At 36.8% G+C, this 25,986-nt stretch carries 22 protein-coding genes and 1 pseudogene; 3 read left to right on the top strand and 20 right to left on the bottom strand.

Going from position 1 to position 25,986, the window contains the following annotated elements; translation table 11 throughout:
• Nucleotides 1-293: 293 nt before the first annotated feature.
• Complete coding sequence (locus tag ACIQZI_RS14490) at nt 294-1,055, bottom strand: TerC family protein (RefSeq protein ID WP_403074163.1); 762 nt, start codon at nt 1,053-1,055, stop codon at nt 294-296.
• Nucleotides 1,056-1,553: 498 nt separating this feature from the next.
• On the opposite strand from ACIQZI_RS14490, the gene ACIQZI_RS14495 reads away from it, so the two are divergent.
• Complete coding sequence (locus ACIQZI_RS14495; protein ID WP_062183613.1) at nt 1,554-2,435, top strand: EamA family transporter; 882 nt, start codon at nt 1,554-1,556, stop codon at nt 2,433-2,435.
• A 189-nt stretch (nt 2,436-2,624) separates the two neighbouring features.
• Here the strand turns inward: ACIQZI_RS14495 and ACIQZI_RS14500 are convergent, their stop codons facing one another.
• On the bottom strand, nt 2,625-3,167 hold the full coding sequence (locus ACIQZI_RS14500; protein ID WP_403074166.1) for an NADPH-dependent FMN reductase: 543 nt from the start codon (nt 3,165-3,167) through the stop codon (nt 2,625-2,627).
• 457 nt (nt 3,168-3,624) lie between these two features.
• On the opposite strand from ACIQZI_RS14500, the gene ACIQZI_RS14505 reads away from it, so the two are divergent.
• Nucleotides 3,625-4,263: a spore coat protein gene (locus ACIQZI_RS14505; RefSeq protein WP_062183619.1), complete on the top strand. Its 639-nt coding sequence runs from the start codon at nt 3,625-3,627 to the stop codon at nt 4,261-4,263.
• 321 nt (nt 4,264-4,584) lie between these two features.
• Here ACIQZI_RS14505 and ACIQZI_RS14510 read toward each other — a convergent pair whose 3' ends face one another.
• The 16 genes and pseudogenes from ACIQZI_RS14510 to ACIQZI_RS14585 form a co-directional block, all read right to left on the bottom strand.
• Nucleotides 4,585-5,445, bottom strand: a complete 861-nt coding sequence (locus ACIQZI_RS14510) for a DUF421 domain-containing protein (RefSeq protein ID WP_403074168.1) — start codon at nt 5,443-5,445, stop codon at nt 4,585-4,587.
• A gap of 27 nt (nt 5,446-5,472) precedes the next feature.
• A complete protein-coding gene (locus tag ACIQZI_RS14515; protein ID WP_062183624.1) occupies nt 5,473-5,679 on the bottom strand; it encodes a DUF1657 domain-containing protein in 207 nt (68 codons plus the stop codon).
• A gap of 48 nt (nt 5,680-5,727) precedes the next feature.
• Complete coding sequence (spoVAD, locus tag ACIQZI_RS14520; protein WP_403074171.1) at nt 5,728-6,738, bottom strand: stage V sporulation protein AD; 1,011 nt, start codon at nt 6,736-6,738, stop codon at nt 5,728-5,730.
• A gap of 260 nt (nt 6,739-6,998) precedes the next feature.
• Nucleotides 6,999-7,202 (bottom strand): DUF1657 domain-containing protein, encoded by a 204-nt coding sequence (locus tag ACIQZI_RS14525; RefSeq protein WP_062183630.1) that lies wholly within the window; start codon nt 7,200-7,202, stop codon nt 6,999-7,001.
• 338 nt (nt 7,203-7,540) lie between these two features.
• Nucleotides 7,541-7,792, bottom strand: a complete 252-nt coding sequence (locus ACIQZI_RS14530) for a YkuS family protein (RefSeq protein ID WP_403074173.1) — start codon at nt 7,790-7,792, stop codon at nt 7,541-7,543.
• A 768-nt stretch (nt 7,793-8,560) separates the two neighbouring features.
• Nucleotides 8,561-9,295, bottom strand: a complete 735-nt coding sequence (locus ACIQZI_RS14535) for a response regulator transcription factor (RefSeq protein ID WP_403074175.1) — start codon at nt 9,293-9,295, stop codon at nt 8,561-8,563.
• On the bottom strand, nt 9,292-11,037 hold the full coding sequence (locus ACIQZI_RS14540; RefSeq protein WP_403074177.1) for a sensor histidine kinase: 1,746 nt from the start codon (nt 11,035-11,037) through the stop codon (nt 9,292-9,294). The genes ACIQZI_RS14535 and ACIQZI_RS14540 overlap by 4 nt, the downstream gene beginning before the upstream one ends.
• A gap of 793 nt (nt 11,038-11,830) precedes the next feature.
• Nucleotides 11,831-11,971: pseudogene (locus ACIQZI_RS14545) on the bottom strand (NAD(P)H-dependent oxidoreductase); the annotation flags it as partial.
• A 98-nt stretch (nt 11,972-12,069) separates the two neighbouring features.
• Complete coding sequence (locus tag ACIQZI_RS14550; protein ID WP_403074179.1) at nt 12,070-14,766, bottom strand: S-layer homology domain-containing protein; 2,697 nt, start codon at nt 14,764-14,766, stop codon at nt 12,070-12,072.
• A 464-nt stretch (nt 14,767-15,230) separates the two neighbouring features.
• A complete protein-coding gene (locus tag ACIQZI_RS14555) occupies nt 15,231-16,253 on the bottom strand; it encodes a TRAP transporter substrate-binding protein (RefSeq protein WP_403074181.1) in 1,023 nt (340 codons plus the stop codon).
• A 55-nt stretch (nt 16,254-16,308) separates the two neighbouring features.
• Nucleotides 16,309-17,604 (bottom strand): TRAP transporter large permease, encoded by a 1,296-nt coding sequence (locus ACIQZI_RS14560; protein WP_403074183.1) that lies wholly within the window; start codon nt 17,602-17,604, stop codon nt 16,309-16,311.
• Between the two features lies 1 nt (nt 17,605).
• Nucleotides 17,606-18,103 carry a TRAP transporter small permease gene (locus ACIQZI_RS14565; RefSeq protein ID WP_403074185.1) on the bottom strand — a complete coding sequence of 166 codons (498 nt, stop codon included), beginning with the start codon at nt 18,101-18,103 and terminating at the stop codon, nt 17,606-17,608.
• Nucleotides 18,104-18,486: 383 nt separating this feature from the next.
• Nucleotides 18,487-18,897 carry a disulfide oxidoreductase gene (locus ACIQZI_RS14570; RefSeq protein WP_403074187.1) on the bottom strand — a complete coding sequence of 137 codons (411 nt, stop codon included), beginning with the start codon at nt 18,895-18,897 and terminating at the stop codon, nt 18,487-18,489.
• A gap of 3 nt (nt 18,898-18,900) precedes the next feature.
• Nucleotides 18,901-19,596 (bottom strand): DsbA family protein, encoded by a 696-nt coding sequence (locus ACIQZI_RS14575; protein WP_403074189.1) that lies wholly within the window; start codon nt 19,594-19,596, stop codon nt 18,901-18,903.
• Between the two features lie 100 nt (nt 19,597-19,696).
• Entirely contained in the window at nt 19,697-20,554 is an 858-nt protein-coding gene (locus tag ACIQZI_RS14580; protein WP_403075164.1) for a M56 family metallopeptidase, read from the bottom strand.
• A complete protein-coding gene (locus ACIQZI_RS14585) occupies nt 20,554-20,967 on the bottom strand; it encodes a BlaI/MecI/CopY family transcriptional regulator (RefSeq protein WP_403074191.1) in 414 nt (137 codons plus the stop codon). Before ACIQZI_RS14585 ends, ACIQZI_RS14580 begins: the two co-directional genes overlap by 1 nt.
• 708 nt (nt 20,968-21,675) lie before the next feature.
• Here ACIQZI_RS14585 and ACIQZI_RS14590 point away from each other — a divergent pair.
• Nucleotides 21,676-23,043 (top strand): hypothetical protein, encoded by a 1,368-nt coding sequence (locus ACIQZI_RS14590; protein ID WP_403074193.1) that lies wholly within the window; start codon nt 21,676-21,678, stop codon nt 23,041-23,043.
• Between the two features lie 110 nt (nt 23,044-23,153).
• Here the strand turns inward: ACIQZI_RS14590 and ACIQZI_RS14595 are convergent, their stop codons facing one another.
• A complete protein-coding gene (locus ACIQZI_RS14595; RefSeq protein ID WP_403074195.1) occupies nt 23,154-24,140 on the bottom strand; it encodes a DMT family transporter in 987 nt (328 codons plus the stop codon).
• A 42-nt stretch (nt 24,141-24,182) separates the two neighbouring features.
• Nucleotides 24,183-25,874, bottom strand: coding sequence for an amylo-alpha-1,6-glucosidase (locus ACIQZI_RS14600; RefSeq protein WP_403074197.1), 1,692 nt, complete (start codon nt 25,872-25,874; stop codon nt 24,183-24,185).
• Nucleotides 25,875-25,986 lie beyond the last annotated feature (112 nt).

The following is a 25,986-nucleotide window of genomic DNA, read 5'->3' on the forward strand; positions in this document are numbered from 1 at the left end:
TATTCAATTATTTACCATTATTATACTATACATATCGAAGTTTTGTCAAATAAAGTGAAACTTCCATCAGTGCTTTTTTTATCCCCCACCTATTTTTTTCTTGAATCTCGCACAAAAATTGAGGTGGGGATATTACAGCCTGTTAAATTGGGATGAAATAATCTGTACCACCTCTTATATGAAACCTTCAGAAAAAAATTAAAATGCAAAAAGAAACAGAAAGCCCTGATACAAATGGCTTTCTGCTCCTAAGTATGTTCAATATTGATTAAATGGTGCCAAACACCATTATCTTAGCTCTCAGTCGAAGTAGCCGCCTTACGCTCATTTCGCTTATGAATGATAAACGTAATTACGAACGCAACAACGATGATGCCAAAAAATGCTGTATGTGGTACATGAATATTAAATACACTCAATAACATCTTAAGCGCAATAATCCCGATTAAAATGAAAGCTGTATTTTCAAGTTCAGGAATTTTATCAATTAGATTTAGAAATACTCGAGCTACTGTACGCATTAATAAAATCCCAATCATACCGCCCAATAATAGTACCCAAACTTGATCCGAAATTGCGAAGGCTGCCAGAATCGAGTCAGCCGAGAAGGCGATATCCATTCCTTCTACCATAATGACCGTTGCCCAAAACGTTCCAAATGTACGAACTAACCAAGTGTTTTTATTGAATTCTTTTACTTCATCATCCTCGCCGGATTTTTTCCGGAAATGACTGAAAGCAATCCATCCAAGATAAAGTGCACCTAATACTTTAATCCACCAGAAGTTAACTAAGTAAACGCCGATTCCGATGAAAATGAATCTAAATACATAAGCACCTAATAAGCCATACATCAATGCTTTTTTTCGTTTTTCTTCTGGAAGATGTTTAACCATGACTGCCAGCACAAGTGCATTATCAGCTGATAGTAACCCTTCCATAATAATTAATGTCCCAATTAATCCCCAAGCTACAGGATCCGTTAACACTTCTCCCCACATTTTCCAGTCGAAGAATAAAGCGTACGTACTAAACATTTGATTTAAAATTTCCAAAAAAAGATAACCTCCCTAAAATATTAAACTATAAAATCTGCTTGGATATGAAAATACAGTATCTTTCTTTTTTTAAAAGATACGCTCACAATCCGCACTACATTCCACGATAATCACGCCAACGTGATTTGTATAGTCTAAATCATACCATGAGTAAGGGAGTAGGACAATTATTAATTACTTTTTTACAAAAAAATAACACCTTTCCCTTTACGAATGGTGTTATTATCTTTAAATTTCCATTTATTTATTACTTCTGCGTAACTCTCGGTAAGTTTCACTGTACCTCAATAATTGGGCTTAACAGCCTGTTAAGCCGAGATAAAATTTCCCACTTTACAATCCATCATTACAATTTATAATAGGAAGTAATAGACTAAAAGCTGCATGGCAAGTTTGCGGCAGGTGGATTTTTCTTAAAGTTTACAACTTTACTTTTCGCCACCCATCCTTTATTAAGGGGATGGGTGGCTTTATTGTTTTATAGGAGGTTTTTTAATGGGTATATGGAAATATGCTTTACTAGTCTTTCTTGGTGGCTGTTCATACGGAGTTATCTCATCATTTGTTAAATTAGGTTATAAAAATGGTTATGGAATAAGTGATTTGACGGGCAGTCAGTATTTGCTTGGAGCTATTATGTTATGGATTATTACGATCTTTGTCCCCAAAATTAGGTTAAGTGGTAAACAATGGCTGATTTTGTTGATCAGCGGAATGCCCATGGGTTTAACTGGGATTTTTTATAATAAATCACTGGGATATGTCGATGCTTCATTTGCTATTATCCTGCTTTTGCAATTCACCTGGATCAGCATTATTTTACAATACATTTTTGATAAGAAAGTACCGGACCGTAAGAGTATTATTGCAACGGCAATCATCCTTTGCGGCTCCGTTTTAGCTTCAGGTTTTTTAAGTAGTGATCTCACCTTTTCACTTGTCGGAATCGGCTGGGGACTGCTTTCGGCATTATCCTTTGCCACCTTTATTTATGTAAGTGGTCGTGCAAGTCTTCCGATTCATCCAATCTACAAAAGTGCAATCATGACAACCGGAGCGGCACTTCTCGTGTTTACCGTACTTCCACCAGTATTTCTCCTAAACGGAGCATTGGCGGATGGATTGCTTAAATACGGTCTTCTTATTGGTTTCTTCGGTTCACTCGTCCCTCCACTTTTATTTAATATTGGCATGCCAAAAGTAGGCAGTGGTCTTGGCACCATCCTAAGTGCCTCCGAACTACCAACAGCCGTTCTCATGTCGACATTTGTGCTACACGAAGTTGTCACCCTCTCTCAATGGACTGGTGTAGCAGTGATTCTATTCGGGATTGCATATCCGAATTTTCAAAGGAGAAGACTTTCTTCTCATACCTAACTTTTTAAAATTCTTGAAAGAGGATGTTCCAAAAGGATCTGACCTAGCATCACTATACAGTTTTTCGAGTTACTTACACTTCATCTAAACTGTATGTAGTAGTGGCAAGGTCTGACCTTTTACTTATGGGACATCCTCTTTCTTCTATTATTATTGATTTTTATACTCGTCATGTACGCGCGTACTTTATTATTTAACTTTTTGAATCCAGTCCACAAAGTTATTCATTACTGTATCTAAGAATTGAATCGTCGGTTCATGGACTAGGTTTCCAGATTCATTAATTTTTTCATGTACGGCTCCGATAAATACTTCGTTCCCAGGCAGAGTGAATGCGGAAACGCCAGGTGAGTTTAAGATTTGACGAAGTTGCATTTGAGCACGAACTGTACCTAGTGCACCTGGAGAACACCCAACAATCATGACTGGCTTATTTACCATTACTTTATCCACCCTCGAAAACCAGTCAATGGCATTTTTCAAGAAACCTGATATGGAATGATTGTATTCTGGTGTTGCAATTAAGATTCCGTCACTATCCGTGATTTTTTTCTTAATGTCTGTTACTAAGGCTGGCGGGTTTAGCTCCTCATCTTCATTGTACATAGGAAGATTTTCTAGTTGCAAAATTTCAATTTCGACCTTGTCCGTATATCTTTTTTGCATAAAAGCAGTGATTTTTTTATTATACGATTCTTTACGGGTGCTTCCTACAATGGCCACTACTTTCACGATAAAATCCCTCCTTATTTTTATCGAACCAAGACGGTACAGTTTCACACGAAATTGACGAGGTTTTTAAGTTTAACTAGGATCATGTCTAAACAGCTTTTTAGATTGTTCCAAACATTCCAAACAATATCTTTTACTCGTCATTAGTAGTTTGCCTCACATCTTCTACTTTAAATCATGTAGAGAATTACACTGAACTGAATGTGAAAAAAAGCGAAATCATCTTCTTATAAAGAAGGTTCAAAAAGTCAGGTAAAAACAGCTGTCGACTTTCTCGAACAATAACAGCTCACAAAACAATATTAGCTAGACTCAATGTATATGTTATAGGTCGAAAAAATTGATTTTGTGCGATTTACTCTTTCTTTAAATTAGGCATTCTTTTGAATAACTCTTATTTCTGGACACATACTAAAGCCGAACGTGTTTTTTCATATAAGAGGAGGAATGAAAATTCATGCAAAACCAACAAGGACCCATGCATCAAAATATGCATACAGGCGCTGTGCCTCAACAACTGAATCATGGCGGTCATGAAATGTTCGATGTTCATGAAGTGTTATCAGGAACAATTGGTACCCTCAATCAATATATGCTTTTACGCCAACATGTAAAAGACCCCGAACTCATGGATATATTGAATCGCCAATATCAATTTATCCAAGATGAATACAATATTACAGTTGATTGTTTTACAACCGGCCAGGATCCACAAAAGCGGACTCAAAGTTATAAAATGAAGCAAGGTAATGACTTCATTTATGGGTTAACACCAACCCAGCCGAAGAAACCGTTACAGTCTGTAACAGAAATCACCGATGAGTGCATCTCTGGGTTAATGCTCGGAGCTGTAAAGTCATCTGCAGCCATGAAAGCAATGGCCGCTTGTGAAGTGACAAATCCAGTGGTCCGTCGGGTGCTCGCAGATTCGGTTCCCAACTGTATTGAAATGGCATACGAGATTTCCATTTATCAAAACAAACATCATTATTATCAGGTCCCACAACTGGCACAACAAGATATGCAGCAAATGATAAATGCCTTTGCACCAGCTACTATGACACCCCAAACGTCAAATCATAATTTGCCGCATTAACAACATGTCTTAAAGGGTCGGACCTCACACTCTAATTACCGTTTATTATGTCATTTACACGTAAAATAAACGATATATAGAAGATGTGGGGCCTGACCTTTTCTTCATGGGAACCGCTTTTGTCTAGTTGAAACTGCCTAATTTTCTCCAGTATTGAAAGGCAAAGTAGCATCGTTATTCCTTTAAAACGTTTGGAGCTGACTTCATCAAAAGTCAGCTCCCCAAACTACAAAACACAGTATAAAATACGTGCATGTAACACGATATACTGTGTGTAGAATACGATGTATAGTTTTTTTAGTCTTACCTTTGTGTTTTTGCCTATTCTTTTAATAAATATTCCACTTTATCAATCGCTTCTTGCAATTTTTCACTATTTTCGCGATACATCTTTTTCGCTTCTTTATTTTCCGTTCCAAGTGCGAATAATTCAAGGTCTGCTTGGCATTTTTTCATGGTTGCGATTAATAACGGTTTCTCTTGTGGAGGTGGTACTTGAAGTTTATCATCATATAGATCGACGGTTAATTGTCCATACGTATCGACTTGCCCAAAAAAGACATTTTCAAGAAGTACGCCGGTTTTTTCCAGCTCAGTCTGTAGCCAAAGTCTACTTCGCCCTGCAGTGGACAATGGTTCATCCAGTACTTTTCCATCCATAATAACCGTCTGGGATTCCTTAATGGGTGCAATAGAAAAATGTAAATCCTTCGCAGTCAATGGTTGATTTTCTTTCTTAAGTAATACACTTAAATCTCCGGTGGCTTCTAATACGGCAAACTCTACATCGGCGACCTGAAAAACTTGATTTTTTCGAAGCCCCTTCAATAACTCATCTGTCGTGTATCTTTCCTTTTTTAAATTTTCTTCCATAATCTTGCCATCTTTGATCAAAACGGTTCCTTTTCCTTCGAAAATATTTCGAAAGGATTTGCTTTTTAACGAAATGAAACTAGCTAAAAATGGGATCACTGAAATAGTTAGAATAGATAATACCCCTAAAAATATACTTGGTTCAAGTCCGATAGCAATCGCTGCTCCAATACTGCCTATCGCGATCCCAATGACGTATTCAAAGAAAGACAGTTGAGAGATTTGCTTTTTCCCTAACCATTTTGCCACTAAAAATAGAACAACTATAAATAGTAAGGAACGTCCGATTACCGCTAACCAATCTGGCACTTTTTTACACCTCCTAGCAACTATACTTTAAAACCCTTTGTATTGTGTTTCCTCGACTTCCATTTCGACAACTCGTTTTTGTATGTCGGCCACTACACCATTCACAAGGACCCTTGTCTCGCGAAGCACATGTTTCGCTTCGTCATCTGGGGTCCGTATCGCTAAGCTGGATAAATTCGCTTCAATTCCTTTGAGACTAGCTAAACATTGTTTCACTTCTGATCCGATTGTCATGACATAATGCTCCTTTTTCTTTTAGCTCTAGTGTGTGCATCACGGTTCCTATTCGCTTTCATACTCAATCGACACGGCATGGGCAATACAAGGAATCGTTTCTTTTTGCTGAAAAGTAAGCGGTGATAATAATGCTCCTGTTGCCACAACAAGCATTCGTTTTATCTCGCCTTTTTTCATTCGGTTTAATAAATGTCCATAAACAACTGTAGCAGAACACCCCGCACCACTAGCTCCTGCCAAGACTGGTTGGCCTTCCCGATAAATCATTAACCCACAATCTTGATACTGATCATCGCGGATTCTTATACCTTGTTGGTCTAATAAATCCAGTGAAACTTCATGCCCAATTCGACCGAGATCTCCGGTCACAATCAAGTCATAATAGGCTGGATCGATGTTTCGTTCCCTTAAATGGGCTTCAATTGTGTCAACGGCTGCTGGCGCCATTGCCCCTCCCATATTAAGTGGATCTGCAATCCCCATATCAATTACACGACCAATCGTAGCTGATGTGACTCTTGGACCAATTCCAGAATCACTTAACAGCGCCGCCCCCGCACCAGTCACTGTCCATTGTGCTGTAGGGGGTTTTTGTCCGCCGTATTCGGTTGGATAACGAAATTGCTTCTCAACAGCCGCATTATGGCTGGAAGCTCCCGTTAATAAATACTTGGCTCCTTTTGAATTCACAAGAAAAGCGCCTAAGGCCAACCCTTCCATAGAAGTTGAACAGGCTCCAAATAATCCAAGATATGGTGCCCCAATTGTTTTTCCAGCAAAGGTAGTTGGCGTAATTTGGTTAATTAAATCTCCAGCGAGAAGAAACTGAATCTGTTCCTTTTGAAGTTCTGCTTTTTCTATCGCTTTTTGACAGGCTTCTTCCAAAAGTACTTTATGTGCTTTCTCATAGGAATCTTGTTGCAGCCACAAATCTGCATGAAGAAGATCAAAGTCGTTCGTCAGTAATCCGTCTGCTTCAAATGGACCGCCAACAGTTCCTGTGGAAATAATGACCGGCTTTTGATCGAATACCCAAGTCCGCCTTCCTCTCAGCATAACAAGTCAACCCACTGAAACAGCGTTCGCTTCCGATACTCCTTTGGAACGGATGCCAGTTGCTTCTTTTTACGATATAACATGCGTGCAACGCCTCTTTCCACTCAATTGTTGCTTTCGATTTTATGCTTAAAAAAGGGAATGTCCTAAAAGTGAATGAAACCTCACAATCCATACACAGTTAATCGTGTTATATAACTGTGTATAGTTGTTGTGAGGTCCGACTCCTTAGTTTAGGACGGTCCCTTTTCTACTGGTCATTATTGTTTATATTGAGGCTCTTCTTCGATGATTTGCTGAACGCGTGGCGAAAGAGTATCCACAATCGTTTGTGCTTGTTGCGCTGCTTGTTGATACATTTGTTTGGCCTCTTGATTATCCGTTTGTAATGCAAAGGTCTCAAAACTAGCTTGAGCACTTTTTAACCCAGCTAACGTTTGTTGCACTTGATTAATAACAGTCATATATAAATCCTCCTTTGGTTAATTCCTTACAAATGATAGAATGCTTTATCTATGATCAATTTATGAATCCCAAATATATCCACATAAGAAGACCCATTATTTTTGTACTTCTATAACTGTTTTCATCATTTAAAAAGATAGTTTCACCAAATACTTATTTTGCGACCGAACTTCATTAGAAGTCTGGATACGTAAATGGGGCCATTATTCAAAATTCATAAATACAAACAATGGAGTGATATGGTCCCCTTAACGGTTCATTCATATAAGAAAGGAGATCAAGAAAGGCTGAACCAAAGTTATCGTATGTGTACGATACCTGATTCAGCCTACTATGTTTAATGTGAATGATTTATTTTATTTTCAAGTTCATTAATAACTTCATCTGCGGATAATCCGCTCGCTTCAATCACCGAACCCTTAGCCGAAGCCTCTTGTATGCCCATCATATTTGAATCTAGTCCAGTCACAACACAAAAGTCTACGTTTTGTGCGTCAGATTCCTGTTTTAATTCAACAACATCATAGCCCTTTTCACGTAACGCTTCGGAAATATTCGTTAATGATCCTTCTACAGCAATTTTTTGCATAGATAGTTACACCTCCTACTCGCTAAGCTTTCCTTTATTTAGTCTTAATATGTATACATTTCTTTTCAAATTGAAACTCCTGATGATTAACAATCGCATCTTAAGTATCATTCTCCATATTTTTATTCCGTTACGGTTACCGCGTACTTGTCTAATGCATCGCCATTTATAGATATCTATTGATAAATCGAGAAAAACCGCAAAATAATGCGAAAAACATAGATGGCCTCGTTTTCATTTCTTTTGTTTCCGTTTTCTTCATCATTGTTACCGATTTCAATGACATTGTTAAAATATAGCTTATATCTGATAATAGTAATATAAGTTAGAGAGGAGATGACACATATGAAAAAGCTTTTAGAATCATTAAAGGTTGGATTGGATTGGTACGCGAAATCACATGAATTAATGCGGAGAAGATAATTGCAAAACTAAAAGGTATGCATCCTAAAAATTTGAAAGGGGAAAACATAAATGAAAAAAATGTTAGAATCACTAAAAATCGGATTTATCTGGTACGCGAAATCACATGAACTAATGCGGAGAAGATAATTATTAAAGTTAAAAACGAACTAAACGGCCACGTAAACACCACACTAAAAAGCAAGATGATTAGATGATCTCTACTCATATATCTAAAAAGTGATCCATTAACCAATTCTAAAAAGTAAAAAAGAGATTTGTTTTTTTGTACTCAAAATAAATGTCGTGAAACTATCACTTCCCTTCAAGTACTATCAAAGCCCGTCCTCAACAGACATCATCGATTTACTCGTCTTTAACCTTTCGAAACTCAGATGGAGAGAAACTCGTCATTCGTTTGAAAGTATTACTGAAATACGCTATATCAGAATAGCCTAAGCGTTCGGCAATCTCAGATATTCGTAAGCTGCTCGTCTTCAGAATCTTTTTAGCCTCTTCCATTCGAAGCTCCGTCAAATAATCAACAAAATTTCGTTTTACTTGTTGTTTAAATAATTGACTTAGATAACTCGGATTGACATGCACCTTTTTAGCTGCTTCCTTTAAGTTGATTTCTCCAAGTGGAGTTTCCTGAATATATTGAAGAACTTTATCTATTGTTGAAGGAGGAAAGGATTCTTCTGCATGCCTACTCTCTAACTGAACTCCCATCCCTTTCTTCAACCAGTTTTCTAAACATTTTTTTAACTCTTCATCATCAATCGGTTTTAACAAATAATCAGTCACCCCTTTTCGCATAGCATCTTGTACAAACTGAAATTCATCGTGAACACTAATAACGATAATATCCACATTCAACTCTAAATCCCGTACTTGCTTAATAAATGTAAGTCCATCCATGATTGGCATACGAATATCAGTTATTACTAGATCTACATTATTTTGTTTGATCCAATCAAGAGCTTCCAACCCGTTATTGCATTCATGGGCAACATATATTGGAAGATTCAACTTATTTATTGTCCACTTAAGTGCGGTACGAACCCATCTCTCATCGTCAACCAGCAAGACATTTTTCATTCTTCCTCCTCCTCATCATATGCTTTCCTGATTGGCAAATGCATATCAACTGCTGTTCCAATGCCTTCTGTGCTTTGAATGGTAATCCCGTACATAGAGCCAAACAAGTAAGAAATTCTTTGGTGAACATTTATTATTCCAATATTTAATCCGTTATTAGCTGTTGTTGTTTGTTCAATTTTTTTCGTAATTTCGTTGAGAATATCTTCCTGAATTCCAACACCAGTATCTATAACGCGAATAACGATAGAACATTCTGAAACTCGAACTACAGATAAGATAATCTTCATTTTCCCCTTAATCTGATCAAAACCGTGCTTAAAACAATTTTCAATTAAAGGTTGCATCGAAAACTTCACGACCTTAAGATCCATTGCCCATTCGGGAATATCAAACATATACTCAAAACGGTCTTCAAAACGAAACTTTTGTATTTGCAAATACATCTCACAAAACTTAATCTCTTCTTTTAGACTTACAGTAAGTGAGCTATTTTTAAGATTATAACGGAGTAGCTTTCCGAGTGAAGATGACATACAGGCAATGTCCTCCCGATTTTCCTCCAATGCCATACCTCTAATTGTTTCAAGTGAATTGTATAAAAAATGAGGATTAATTTGTGACTGCAGCATCCTTAATTCAATTTCTTTTTGATTAAGGTTCATCTCTGTTTCTTTCAATTTAGAAATATATATTTCCTCCAGTAAATTGGATAGTTTTTCAACGGTATTATTAAAGCCCATTGTCAATTGTCCAATTTCATCAGTAGACTCCACTCTTACCCTGCCATTGAGATTTCCAATTTCAACTTCCTTCATAAAATGTTGAAGCCGCCGAATTGGACGAATGATGCTATTTGCAAATCCGAATCCTATGAGATAAGCAAAGAATAGTGCGACTATAATGATCCAGGAAATAGTTTTTCCAATTTGAATACTTCCTTCCATTAAATCCTCGTATGGAACCGCTGTGAAAAACCGCCAGCCAATGTTTCGAGAAAAAGAATACGTAAAAAAATCTTTGCAATCATTATCTAATATTCCAGATCCATCTTCCTCCGTTTTCAAGTTAGACAATTGATCGAATTCAACCTTTTTTCCTAGCTTAGAATAATCGCTGTGGTATACATAATGCCCTTTGGAATCTAAAATAAAGAAATAACCGTTCTTACTTAGCGTAACCTTGTTAGCAATTTCTTCAAACCTCCTGAAATTGATATCAATGATCAGCATTCCTACTGGCTGCAATGTCTTTGGATTATATAAACGTCTTGCGAGTGATATCACAGGCTGCTCGTTATTATTTTTTAATTTTAACGTTCTGCTGACTAGCATGATCATTCCGTTTCTCGGTACCGATGAATACCAATACTCCTCTTTAATTTTGGATACAGGATAGTAGTTTTCTAAACCGAGCGTATCGATGACTTGATCATTATCTAAAATGACGGTGATATTCGATATATCCGCTCTAGAATATTCTGCCTCCTTTAAGATAGCTCGTGTTGCCTTCGTAAATTCCTGATTATTTCCATGTTCTTTCGTTTCAAGTTTCAAAAAGGTAGCAAAGTGAGGAGAGCTAATAATTTTTAAGCTGGCAATCTCAAAATCTTGTAAATAATACTCAATATGTGACTCTACCTGTTCAATAATTTGTTGGCTTGATTCCCTAAACTCCTCTTCTAATTTATCAGAAGAAAGTTTATACGAAATAATTCCAACTGAAAGAACTGGAAAAATCACTAGTATACTAGACAATACACAAAGCTTTATTAAAAGCGACTGATTACTTAACAGTATGAATTTTCTGATAAAAAAAGAAAGTTTTCTCCATTGCTTCTTCATAACTTATCATTCCTACCATTTAATAACTTGTTTCCGTTTCCATATCTAATCTTAACCGAAATATCCAGCCAGGTAAATAGACATGTTTATTAGGTAAACTAATTATTTGCTATGCATCTGTTGCATCAATTGTATCACAATTTCTTTAGGTACTTTTTCATGCGCAAATGAATTCAGTCTATCACTATACTTGTACAATTCACATTCTGTTGTATTTTTTCAAAAGTTTGATTAAAACTTTTGAAAAATTCTAGTTTATCAATTTTCAAATGAAGAAGTGTTAAATTTCGAGACTTCCACTAGTATATATTGGTTTTTATTTTACTGAGAAACTACAGGCTTAGTCCCGCAAAACACATTTCTAGATAAGGAATTACTAAAACGGTGTATTATCCTTTTTTAATGATAACTAGACATACCGCACTTGGTCATACATGAACGTGGGCCATCGAATATTATTAGAGCTTTTTCATCTATAGAAACGCTTCCGTTTTTAGAAAAGCCGATTTTCGGAGATGAATTCGGGTGTTTCTCTATTGTGAAGGATTTTACTTAAACTAACCTGGCCCGTTTGTTGAAGCTCATCACCCAAAGGGGTTCTTCAAATCAAACATCTATAAGAACTTACCTAATTCTAAATAACTACAAATGGTATTGCATAAAATGACGCCTAGTAGAATAAGAGCCTTTCAACAAAATGGTCCACAGGTTCAATTCCCGTAAAATCAAATATTCCAATATCAGAAGTGACTTTCAGACCTGCTGTCATACCGATCTCATCATAATACTCATTAGGAGTACCATGAGTATTGATGATAAGATCTTTTTTTCCATTATCGTATTTCCAGGTTACCATATTAAAATCCCCTTCTTCGCTTAACAGCTTAAAAGGGGATTTACCACTTCTATTAATCTCATTTTAGTAGAGCTTTACTTTGTCTCAACTAACGCATTCACTTTAAGTAAAAATCGTTTTAACATGACAGCTGTTTGAGCGCGAGTTGCTGGTTTCTTTGGTTGGATTTCATTCGCTTGCGTTCCTTGGATGACTCCAAGTTGAACTGCCAACGCTACATCTTCTTTCGACCAATCACTAATCGACTGACGATCTGTAAACTTAGCTAATACTTGATCGGCTGTCTTAGTCGCTTCTTTTTTCTCTACAAAGTGATAGGCACGACCGATCAGTGCAGCCATTTGTTCACGAGTGATGTTCATATTAGGGCGGAATGTACCATCAGGATATCCAGTAATCAACCCTGCACTCACCGCCGCCTGTACTTCTTTTGCAAACCGATTATTTTGGTTTACATCACTAAAGTTTACTTTTTTGTTATCTTCAGTTAAACCAAGAGCACGTGCAAGTAATGCTGTAAATTCAGCTCGAGTAATGTTTTGCTCTGGCGCAAACGTATCCTTTGTTTTCCCTTTGATGATTCCTTTTGTAGCTAATAATTCAATATCCGCTTTTGCCCAGTGATTTGTGATGTCTGCAAATGTTACTTTCTCGGGGTTTGGTTCATATGACAAGCCGAAATCGTAAGCGTATGCTACACCATCTTTATTACGGTAAACATAAGAAGGATCTTCGTCATAGCCTGGTACATCACCTTTGTTGTTGTCAACTGCTTTCTGATTAGCAGGTATCGTGAATGGAAGTTTCCCGGTAGGATTAAATTCACCACGAATAACATCTACTATCGCCTCAGCCTTCACTCCAAAAGTACTTATTACTGCTGCTGCTTTTCCTTCCACATTATCAATCAGCCATGGATTGGTCATGTTTAGCGCAAGGATAGTCGGAACAGTACCTTGAATCTCATTAATTCTATCCACATCTTCGATTCCATTTTCAGCACCGATATTCAACTTTGGATTGCTAGCCTCTGGTGTGCTAGGTCGAATCCAAACGAAAGCATGTGTTGCTTCATCAAGATTATTCGTGATGGTAATAGATTTATCATAGTTTTGAATTGTTTCTATTAATCCCTTGGTATTCTTTTCATCATTTCCTTTAGAGAAAACTTCGATATAAAGCTTAACATCTTTAATTTTTTTATCATTCAATGGCAATAGATTTTCATCATTGCGCAATAGAACGATTGACTTACGATGAGCTTCATCAGCCTTTTCCTGTGATTTTGGATTAGTTGCAACTTTAAGAGCATTCTCTGGGTCTACATATGGGTCTTCAAACAGTCCTAATTGCATCATTTCTGTCAATAAGAATGTTACCGACACATCAAGTCTCTCTTCTTTAACCAATTTGTCCTTAACGGCATTGATTAAATAAGTCGGATCGGCTTCTCCAGAAAAAATATTAACCCCTGCCTCTAATGCTTTTGCATATCTTTGTTCCTTCGTTAAATCCTCGACACCCCATGGCATAGAAGTAGTAATACCTGTATCTGTGTTAACGTAACCTTTGAAGCCGAGCTTGTCACGCAATAGATCTTGAATGATCGCCTTGTTATATGCGAAGCCAACCTCTTCAAATTTCCCATCTAATTGAGGTGCACTATGTTCATTACTTGGATACGCATAGTACGGCATGATAGACGTTGTACCAGCTTCGATCGCTGCCTTGAAAGCCGGAATGTGATATTTTAGTAGACTACCTTCAGTCGGATAAGGATTGTACTGACCAAACAAATAATGAGGATCCTTCCCATCTTCACGGGCCCCACCACCAGGGAAATGCTTCGTCGTTAAAGCAACGCTATTTGGACCTAGTTTATCCCCCTGAAATCCTTTAACAACGGCAGTAATCATGTCTGCTGCAAGTTCAGGGTGCTCTCCAAATGTCCCTTCAGTCCTTGTCCATAAAGGGTCTGTAATGACATCCGCCATATACATGTAGCCTTTGCGAATGCCGGAAGCCGTCCATTCCTGTGCAGCGATTTGAGAGAATTCCTTTACAAGATCCGCGTCGCGCGTTGCTGCAAGACCTAATTCACCCGGCCAAACAGAAAATTCGCCAACCGTTTCACTAATGCCAAAAGTCTTATTCGTGTTGATATGATTCCGTGGATTCGATGTTATGACAGCTGGGATACCTAACCTAGATCCTTCTGCTACTTCTTGTATTTGGTTAAGCCATGTTGCTAAAACATCTGCACTTGGGTTTTGGCGGATAATGAAATAGCGAAGATTACGTTCAAGAATACCCTTTGTAGTCCCTGAAGCATCGAGAACCGGTGTATCGAATTTATAATTAGAGTCGCCTGGTTTAGCCCAGCGATTCGTTTCACTCCACTGGTCCGCCTCACTTAATAAATTGTCTCCTTCTGGCTTCTCGTTCATATAATGTGAGGAAATAAGCATCATCCCCGCTTTTTCCTCGAGCGTCATCTGTGATACCAGATCTTTTACCCGCTCGTCAATAGGGAGCTGCCAATTTTCATATTTGTCTAGTTGGCCGTTTCCATTTAAATCTTTGTATTCCTTCCCGTTAATTTTCAAATTTTGTTTGATACGGGCATCAAGTTTTGGCACAGATTTGTTGTTATCATCGTTAGCGGCAGATGCACGATCTATCCCTGCATATGGAAACGCAAGTGAAACTGTCAATAACGATGCGAACGAGACTTTTGCAACCTTTTTAAAACGATTTGAGACTTTCCCCATTTTACCTTCTCCTCCTCATTTCTCTCTAGTAATGCGATTCATAATAACAGGAAGTAAAATTTCGCTGCTATGTATTAAAAGACAAAATCACCTCCTTAAGTGATACACTTTATCTACGTTTCTATTAGTCCTGAGTAGGGAAAAAGTTTTAGTAACTAAATTGAATTAGAACTATCCCCTTAATATGATTCAGAATTTTCTGATTTATAATATCAAACCTATTTTTATGTAAGCGCTTAATAAGAATTATACGACTAGTGATCCGATTCATGTATGTGGTTTTTTTTAGTGAAATTTGTGTTTTTTTAAGTATCTGAATGTTGTTAGCATATGAATGAATAAACAGACATTCCTCCATATGCTATGCTTTAATTTATTTCGTTTTGTTCCCTCTAGTCGATTCTACTAGAAGAAATTCCAGGTCAAAATTTGACCTGGAATTCTTTGATTAATTACTCATTCTATTATTTAGCTGCATCAACAGCATCTAATAAATCTTTATATTTGTCTTGATATTGAGCGATGACAGGTTTAACGGCCTCTTTCCATTCAGTAAGATCTTCTACTTCAGTAAACGTTACACCAGCATCTTTTAATTTCTTTTCAGAATTTTGTTCCCACTTAGCCCATTCTTCTTTTTGGGTTGTTACGGAGTCTAGAGCAGCCTGCTTAACAATCTTTTGATCTTCTTCAGATAGTTTATTCCATGCCGTTTGACTGATTAATAGTACTTCTGGCATGCGTTGATGGTGATCCAAGATAATACTTTTTGCTTCTTGATAATGGTTAGAAGAATCAAAACTCGGTAGGTTGTTTTCCGCACCGTCGATGATTCCTGTTTGGAGACCACTAAATACTTCGCCATATGGCATAGGAGTAGCACTTGCTCCAAGAGCTGCAACTAGATCAATATTGACTTTACTTTGTTGAACACGGAGCTTTTGTCCTTTTAAGTCAGCTAAGCTTTTAACTGGCTTAGTCGAATAAAAACTACGAGAACCAGAACTGTAATAAGCTAGTCCTTTCATTTTTGATGATTCAAGACCATCCAACAATTCTGTTCCTGTTTCACTGTCTAAGAAATTCCACAAATGCTCATCACTTTCAAATACATATGGTAGGCCAAATACTGCGAAATCATCATTAAACTCGGCCAGCGGGCTAGAATTAATTCTCGTAAACTCAATTGCTCCGAGCTGAACCTGTTCAAGTACTGATTTTTCATCACCTAGTTGCCCTGATGGGAAAACCTCAATTTTAATCCGGCCATCCGTTCTTTCATTGACTAACTCAGCAAACTTTTTGTCCCCTATAACTGTCGGATAATCCACTGGATGATTATCTGCTAAGCGAAAAGTAAACTCCGCTTTCTTTGGTTTGGAATCACCGCTCACTGGAGCCGCATCCTCTTTTCCACTACATCCGGCAAGTAATCCTCCAACCATTAATGCTGTAGCTAAAAAACCTGTAATATGTTTTCTTTTCATTCTCATTACACCCCTTTTATTTTTTAAAAATTTATAATTTCACCTATGCCTCAAGTTATTTGACTACTAAACTCGGAAGCCATAATGTAACTTCAGGTATATAGGTGATAATTAACAGAACGACTAGTAATGCATAGAAAAATGGAAGCATGGCTTTCGTTCCTTGTTGAATGGAAACTTTCCCAATCGCACAGCCAACAAACAAGACCGTTCCTACAGGCGGTGTCAATAATCCAATCCCTGCATTCAAGATAAGAACAATCCCAAAATGGACAGGATCCATTCCAAAACTCGTTACAACTGGTAGAAGTATAGGTGTCATGATTAAAATCATTGGCGCCATATCCATCGGCGCACCTAGAAGTAGCAATAAGATATTAATGATTAATAGAATAACAATTGGATTGTCCGAAAAATTCAAGAACAAATCAGTTACCATAGATGGAATTTGCAAGTAGGCAAGAATCCAGCCGAAGGAAGCGGATGCTCCAATCAGGAAAAATACCATCGAAACTGTTTTTAAAGTACGTTTCAAAATATTCCAAATACTCGACATTGGAGCTTCTCTATAAACAACGAATGCCAGAATAAAAGAATATAAACAAGCTAGTGCACCTGACTCAGTTGCTGTAAACCATCCACTCATGATCCCGCCCAAGATAATGACTGCAGGGCTTAACGAAAGGAAACCGTGTAAAAGAATTCCGGCCCACTGTGATCTTGGTATAAGGTCCGATTTTTCATACCCTCGTTTCCTTGCAATAATATAAGCAGTAATCATAAGGGCAATTAACATGATCCCGCCTGGTACGATACCAGCCATAAATAAACTAGCGATTGATACCCCACCTGCTGCTAAAGAATATAATACCAGATTATGGCTCGGCGGTACGACTACCCCTTGAATAGCTGATGCAATCGTTACCCCAACTGCATAATCCGCTTCATAGCCTTTCTTTTTCATCATTGGTATCATAACAGAACCGACAGAAGAAACATCCGCTACTGCAGAGCCTGAGATATTACCGAAAAATAACGAAGCTACACTGTTTACCATAGCCAAACCGCCACGAATTCGACCAACCATTAAGCCTGCGAGATTGACAATGCGAGTAGCAAGTCCGCCTGCACTCATGATTTGTCCCGTCAAGATAAAAAATGGGATTGCAAGCAGTGAAAAGGAATTCAATCCTTGAATCATTTGCTGACCAATAATTGGCATCGGTATACCTAAATAAATAACCGTTATCAATGATGAAGCAACAAGCGTTAGAGCAATCGGAAAGCGAAGTAATATTAATAGTACAAAGCTTGAGAGTAAGATGATGACCGCAATCGTATTCGTGTCCAAATTACATTCCCTCCTCCAGATCTTTATATCTAGTTGTATCTTTATTGAACAAGTGTAGTAGGGAATAACCGCATATCATAATACCAGTGATTGGCATCGCAACATACGTAATACTGCTTGGAAGTTTCGTTGCTGGAAGAGTCGATTCCATCATCAATACAGTAAAGTCCCACCCTTGAACGACAAGGTATAAACCAAAAGCAAAAATAGAGATACTAATAACTTTATCTAATACTTTGTTAAAGACTTTTGGAAACAGATTAGTGAAAGAATCAATCCCCAAATGGATGTGCTCTCGAAATCCTATCGCAATCGCCATAAAAGCAAACCAGCCAAGCAATAGCAAGGTCACTTCTTCTGACCAAAAGAAAACAAAGTTAAATAATTTCCTTGTTGCCACTTGAGTCGTAACGACTAGGACTAAGGCAACCAGAGACGTAAGGGCGAGTTTCTCAAAAATAGAATCGATGAAAACCCCCACTTTTTTGATAAGTTTCATGTGCTTCCCCCCTATTTTATTGATATTACTTGTTCCCACTTCTACGGAAAACGTTTTCATAAGCTAATATTACGAATATTTAGCATGTTTTTAAAGAGAGTTTTTTTAGAAGATTTTGTGTTTTTTTTAGGTGATAAGCTCTTATTTTCAAAATAAACATAGGTATATGTATCTACCCTCTTTTTAAAATCAGGACTTCCGCACCAAATCTACGCTCTTATTATGAAAATATCACCATACAAAATTAGTATCCATCATCAACATTGTTAATTAATGCCTACATGTCCATATATGCGCCACCTTTAAGCATAAAAAAAAAGCGCCTATCAGTTTTTCAATACCGATAGACGAATATTTCTATTAATGGTTAGTCCCTTTTCGACTTAACCATTTCTATGCTTACGAGCAAGTACCACCATACTAACAGTAATGAACAAGAAAGCAACAAAAGCTAGTAAAGGGATTGTAATAAACCCTAACCAGTTAATATACTCTCCTGAACATGGGACACCGCTCGTACACATTTCGAATTGTTGAAGTGCCGGGATTTTTTGAAGACTGTAATGATAACCAGAAACGAGCATCCCTAAAATAGACAGCGGCAGAATATAAGCATAGATTTTACTATTTCCTTCATAAAAAGCTCTTCCTAATAATAACACCAGTGGATACATGAGAATTCTTTGATACCAGCAAAACGTACAAGGGATAAAATGGAGATACTCACTAAAGAAAAGACTCCCTATTGTCGCAACAATGGAAATAATCCAGGAAAATAGCAGTGGCTTATTCATAGATTATTTCCCCTTTGCGGCTTCATCAACCATTTGTTCTAAGTCCTCAAATGTGTTTCCTGCAAACTTTTTCCCGTTAACAAAAATGGAAGGCGTTCCAGTTACATTCAAACTATTCGCAGTGGACATATCCTTTTTCCAGTCTTTTTCAGAAGTGTTCGCTTTAAATGCCTTAACGACTTTCGCTACATCAGAACTATCGGCGATTTCTGCCAATGTTTCTTCTAAAAATTTATCGGTAAACACATCCATTTTCTCATACTTTAGATCATCGGGTTGTTTACTATATAATAGCTTATGAAATTTCCAGAAGGTTTCATTTCCTAATTCTTTATAAACCGTCTCCGCAAATTTAGCTGAACGGATTGAATCCACATTAATAAATGAAAAATTCATGAAATAAAATTGAACTTTTCCAGTGTCTATCAAATTCTCTTGAATGTGTGGGAAGAAATTTTCCTCAAAACTCTTACAGATCGGACATTTATAGTCACCAAATTGAACAATTTGAACAGGCGCCGTTGAATCTCCAATTACAGGCTGCGCTTTATAGTCGAAAGCAGCTACTTGTTCTTTTCCGTTAGACAAAAATATCAAGCCGATGATACAAACTGCGATCAAGCCAATTACCCAAAAGATAAATTTCGATGATTGCTTTTGTTTCTTGTACGTTTGTTTTTTTGATTTTTTATTAGCCATTGTATAACCTCCATACTTTAGAATTCGTTTTTCTTTCTTAACTTACACACTACATTATGTAGTGTGCATAGGCATAAAAACATGGTGACAACTACTACAATTACGTAATCGTCACGAATATCATCCCCATTATGAGGAGCAATACATATATCGATATGATCATCGAGGTTGTTTTCAGCCTTACCGGGATGGACTTCTTTGGTTCTACTAATTGCTGTAATCGATAATTGACCGATTCATCCGAAAAATGAACCAAGACCGGGGTAGAGTTCCCCTTAAAATAATTTTTAATTAACTTAAACAACGCACTGCTTAGGCCTAATTCAGAACCCATTCTTTGAATTGCATATTCATCAGCCAATAATTCGCTAATAATTTTATAATTTTGATATGACCATTTCGTAAGGGGAATAAACCATAGAGACTGTGAGATTAGTTGTAAAACGAAAATCAACAAAGTATCATGATTCCTTTGGTGAAAGGTTTCATGTTCCACAACAGCTTCCAGTTCATCACGATCCAATATCGCGATTAAACCACTAGAAAGGACAATCCTAGGTCTTCTAAATCCAAAAGTAAATGCGAGCGACTCCTTACGATCAATGACGATAATGTCTTGATGTAGACGCTCAAACTTTCTATTCAAAGCGATCGTTAATCCTAGATTTTGTTGAGCAAAAATCTTCTTTTTAAACCTTTTCAACAACATACATTGTCCAATAATCTTGATCAGTGTAATTAAGATTGTATAGGCTATTAATACATTCAAGATTATCGTAACCAAAAAATAATAAAATGAATGTTCCCTAAACAAACTAATGCAAAACTTAAAGACATTCACATGAAGGTTTACTCCAAACAGAAGGTGAGCGACGTACATCCCCATCTGACTCCAGATTAAAACAGCAATCAAAAGACTCAATCCTATGACAAAAAGGGACCGTTTCTTCCACCACATCACGACTTATCCTCTTTAAGCTGTTTAATCTTTTGCTCCAATTTATCGAGCAAAGTTTGGTCAACTTCTTCCATAGCATCTAGCATATGATTAATGACGACGCCACCAAATCCATCAAGTAGATTCTCTGTGATTTTCTTCGACTGATCTTTAATAAAGTCTTCTTTAGATTGAACGGGATGAAACAATGAGACCCTGCCTTGTATCCTCTTTCTCAAAACTCCTTTTCCTACCAACCGATTCATCACGGTCATGACCGTATTGAAATTGATTGGTTTATCTTGATCCAAACGTTGTTGAACTTCCTTTATGCTTCGTTCTTGTTCCCAAAGGAGTTCCATGATTTTCGCTTCTAGGGGTCCAAAGAAACGATTTAGCCCTACCTCATCGTATTTAAAGTTATTGATATCCATACTCCTCCCCCTCACCACAACACACTACAAATTGTAGTGTATTAACTTCGCCATTTCAAGTTTATTTAATTCGTTAAATGAAGATTACAAAGCAACCACTGTCTTCCGCAAAGAAATGATGTTTGTAAAAATCAATGGGTCGCAAGTTAAGGCTACATTCGTAAATTCATTTACACTAGCAAAAGAACGAAGAGAGTCAATTTTTTGTTCTTTTTCAAAAAAACATTAAATATGAACTTATTGGCCAGTAATATTCAAGATTTTGGGTCATGGAACTATCGGGCTACATTATCTAAACTTCCAAAAAAGTCCATTTATTCACCTTGACATTTCTCCTTATGACTGTAAAAATACGTATAAACCGTGCGTGTCCCTTATTTCAAATGATGAACCACTTTGTTAATTTGATAAAAGAAGGTGAACAAACTTACTAACATCATTAAAGACATTGAGCATCTACTCGTCCATTTAGAAACTATGACTAATTGTCTAAATGATTGGGCTTAAAGGAATCGAAGGTCAAAGGCTTAATTGGCCTAATACTATTCCCTTTAACAACTAAACTATTTTTTAATGACTCTATCAATCAGTTCAGTATGTTCTACCCCTTTAACTGGTCTATCTATTTCATGTCGATGGAGTCGTTTGAATATAGCTAATTTTTTGTCTATTCCCTATAAAATAAAACCCCTTAGGAGAACGCAGATCATGATCTTGTTATATAGCTTACTAATCATATGTTATTTTCTGAATCTATTTATTCATTCAACATTCCTTACCTATATCATTGGTATACTAGCACTTTTTTCTTTGATATTTTCCCTGAAAGCAGCAACAAGATTATATAAAGTCGTTGGTATTATTTTTTTTGTGATCGGATTTTTCATTTTTATCTACCAGCAAAGGTCATTCACTGAAGTTCCACTCTACATGACTACAACAGTTTCGCTGCTTGCAGTGTTCTATGTCCTTCCTTTTATTAACAGTATTATCATTGTTGGCCGGTATGACCAACAAGTAAATAAGTTATTAAGAGTCCGGATTCACCATTTAGGGCAATTATACTATCGTAGTTCTTTTTCCGCCTTTTTATTAGGTGGTTTTCTAAATATCGCTACCCTCCCTTTGCTTAAAACGGTCGTTCAAAAAAATCTTGTGGGAGAAACTCAAAACATCAAAAACCGATTTATTTCACAATCCTTGCTTAGAGGATATTCTTTAAGTCTACTCATAAGTCCAATGGAGCTACTTGTTGTCTTAAGTGTTGAGTATACTCACATACCCTATCCTGTCTATCTACCTTGGTTAATTTTGATTACAGCCGTGCTGTTTATCCTTAATTGGATAATCGGGTTTAAGTCTTTTAAACGTTATGAATTGCCTAACGAAACAAGTGATCGCAAAACAGAGACTCAGTCAACAACCGAGACAGGAATTAACACGCGCATGTCTCGAAAAATCTTCTCACTTCTTCTCTATTTAATCGGTTTTATGATGATCATTGTGCTAGTTAATCACATCTTAGATATGGGTTTTCTTCAAACAGTCGCTTTGATTATTATTCCCTTTTCATTTGTCTGGGCTCTCTCCATTAGACGGTTGAAGTCATATATCGCCTATTGCTTACCATTATGGCAGATCCGAACATTGTCTTTAACCAATAATATGGTACTTTTTTTATCAGTTGGATTCTTTACAAGTAATTTAAATGATTCGATCTTTATGAACTACATCCAAAAACCGTTTGAATACTTAACAACCACACCTATTTTACTTTTTGTATTTATTCAAATTTTGTTTATTGGGCTTGCGATGATTGGGTTTCATCCCCTTGTAACGATAAGTATACTTGGTGGAGTACTTGAACCAATTATACATTCAATAAATCCGGTTAGTGTCGGTCTCGTTTTAATGACCTCAGGCTTATCGACTACAATTGCCGGACCTTTTAATCTTTCTGTATCGTTAACCGCTAATCTCCTATCCATCAATTCATACAAAGTTTCGTCTTGGAATTTAGGATATGCATTGATCATGAGCAGCATTGGAACAATCATTGCCATCATTTTATTATAATCTTTCGGATTTATATGATTGAAATCAGGCAATCTTTTACGTTAACAATTCATCTATCGTAATAAGCAGTCTCACAAAAAAGAATATGCCCAAAACAAGGCATATTCTTGCTATTTATACATTTGCTGATAAGTTTGTCGCCGCTTTTTAAAGAACAGCCAATCGCTGTTCCCTTTTCGATTGACAGTTGCTATACCTACAGCTACAAGGATCAATGCAATAAAAATATTAAACGTTAAAAGTTCGTCCTGAATGAATATGGCGGATAAAATGGTACCGGCAACTGGCACAACAAATTTATAAAGAGACACTTCTCCAGCTTTGTTGTACTTTAGCAATGATGTCCATAATGCGAAAGATGCTGCGGATAGTAATACAGCATAAATTAGCAGCCACCAAGCTTTGGTTGTAAAGATCATAGCATTCGCCTCAAGACCTGGAGTCCCAATGAGAAGCATAAGAAACGAGCCTACAAACATTTGCCAGCCAGTCAATGCAACTGGGTGTATTTCAGCGGATAGGCGCTTGGACAAAAAGGTTCCCAACGCACCGGCTAATCCTGAAAGGAGCATAAAGCCTTCTCCGAAGAAAGACAAATTAAGTGAGGCATTCTGACCCCAGTTCGCAAGTATAATCCCGACAAACCCTGCAACCAAACCAAATATTTTTCGCCAATCCAAGCGATCGTCTGAGTAAATAAAATGAGCTAGGAACACGACAAAAAATGTTTCGCTTGAATTTAAAATAGCTGCTTTCATTCCCGAGGTATGAGCCAATCCGTTATAAAAAAAGAAATACTGTAAACTTGTTGATAGTAGCCCTAAGCCAATAATGGCAGGCAATTGACGCCATCTCAATTTCAGCGCTTTTTTATTATAGAAGAACATGATAACAAGCAACAGCAGAGACGCCATCATAAAACGCATTCCAGCTAAAACAATTTTTGCTGCTAAATCATCTTCTGCCATGCCAAGTTCTTCATAACTAAATTTTAGAACAGGAAAAGCACTTCCCCATAAGATAGAGCAAAATACCGCAATTGCGATGACCCAATATCTATTTGATAAGAAGCGATTACCATGCTTTGGTTGTCTCAAATAGGTCACCTCCAAATTTATCCATCCATCTCCACTATCCGATTATTCGTGTGCGTCTTTCGCTTTTGTTCTATCATCTAATAGTAAAAGAAATACACTTGAAGTCCATGTAAAAGATGTGTCCACTAAACCTTTTCCAGTAAGCGGATCGAAGTTTTCCGCCATTCCTCCAACAAGGGTAAGATCTAGGAATTTATCTCTAATTCGATTCCCTACTTCTTGATAGCCAAAATTTTGCAAAGCATCTATAAAGAGATATGTAACAGGCGCCCAAATTGGTCCGAGCCAATATCCATTATCTTTATAGTACTTACTATTTACACTTTCAGTGGCTAATCCATACTTCGTTTCAAAATTCCCTTCAAGATCTGATACTAATTGATCCATCATGCTTTTCTCTAATCTATACCCAATAATAACTGGTAGTCTTAGTATTAAGCTTGTTCTAATACTTATTTTCCTACCATCTTTGCCAACTCGTCCGTAAAAACCATCCTCATCATAAAGCCTCTCCATTAGAAGCTCAAAAAGGGCGTCTGCTCTTTCTTTAAATCTCACTGATTCGTCTTTTTCACCTAGAATTTCTGCAAAAGAGGACAGGATATCATAAGTTCGAATTAAAAAACTAGTAAGGTCCGGCGCTTCTACAGGCATACCCATATGAAATAAAGATGCGTTATCCCACCCAGAATCATTCCCATGCTTATAGTGTGGCAATCTTCCTTCAAATGTTCTATATTGGTCAAAATATCCCATTACTTTTTTAGTAGACTCATAAACAGTTTTTAATCGATGTTCATCCTTAAAGTAATCATTCATTTTCATTAGCTTTTCATAGACATAAGCAAAGATAGGCGGTTTAATGCAGTTATATGATATGAATTTATCATTTACAAAATCCGGATATGCACCTGATTCGTCTTGAGTCTCCATGAATATTTTCAACTGTGCGTACGCTAGTTCAGGGTGGCTTTTTCCTAAATTCAACGCATTAAAACAATTATCCCATGACCAAATATTATACATCCAAAGCTTCGACATATACATGGCATACTCTTTTAACATCCCATGTGGATGAACAACACTAGACCAAGTGATATAAGAAGCCCTCTCTAAAGAAAGTTGATAATCTGTATTTCCCTTTTTCATATTATCAAACCATTCTTTATAAAGCTGTTCTATTTTTTCTTTTCCTTTATTAAAAGGGGCATACTCTTTTTGTTGATAGACAGTTCTATAGCTTTCGATTACAAACTGCCCACTTTTCATTCGAATATCAATAAAATCATTACCAATAATATTCCAAGGTGCATCAACAGACATTTCACCCGAAAGATTTAAAATCATTAATTTTAATTCCTTCGGATAAATATGGTATTCATACATCCCATCTTCTAATTCCATTAAAGAATCATATTTCCCTTTTGTAGCGCTCAATCTAAATTCTACATCCTGTACTTCAAGATGGATCTCATCTTCTTTTGGAATAATGATTTCTGCATAACCTTCATCATTATCTTTTAAGGAGAATATTAAGGATGTTTCAGAAGCTTGCACTTCAAACTCCTTTTCAACCCCATCTTTTAAAATATCAATTTTGAATAGGTTTGATGGTGCATCATCTCCACCGTGTACATCCCTTATAAATATTTCCTCAGAATCCTTCTCCTTGGAAATACAGAAATAAGATCCAAATCTTGAAAAAGGTATTTCTCTTATATTTAATTTCATCATCTTTCTCCTCGTATCGGTTATTAGTTGATCAGTGACTTATCAGCGTATCGACAAAATTCAACCATGATTTCTTACTTAAATAAGCAGGGTTTCCCCTGCCTATTGATTCCCT

Origin of the sequence: Peribacillus sp. NPDC096379 (assembly GCF_044762875.1) — a bacterium.
Classification (GTDB): Bacteria; Bacillota; Bacilli; order Bacillales; family DSM-1321; genus Peribacillus.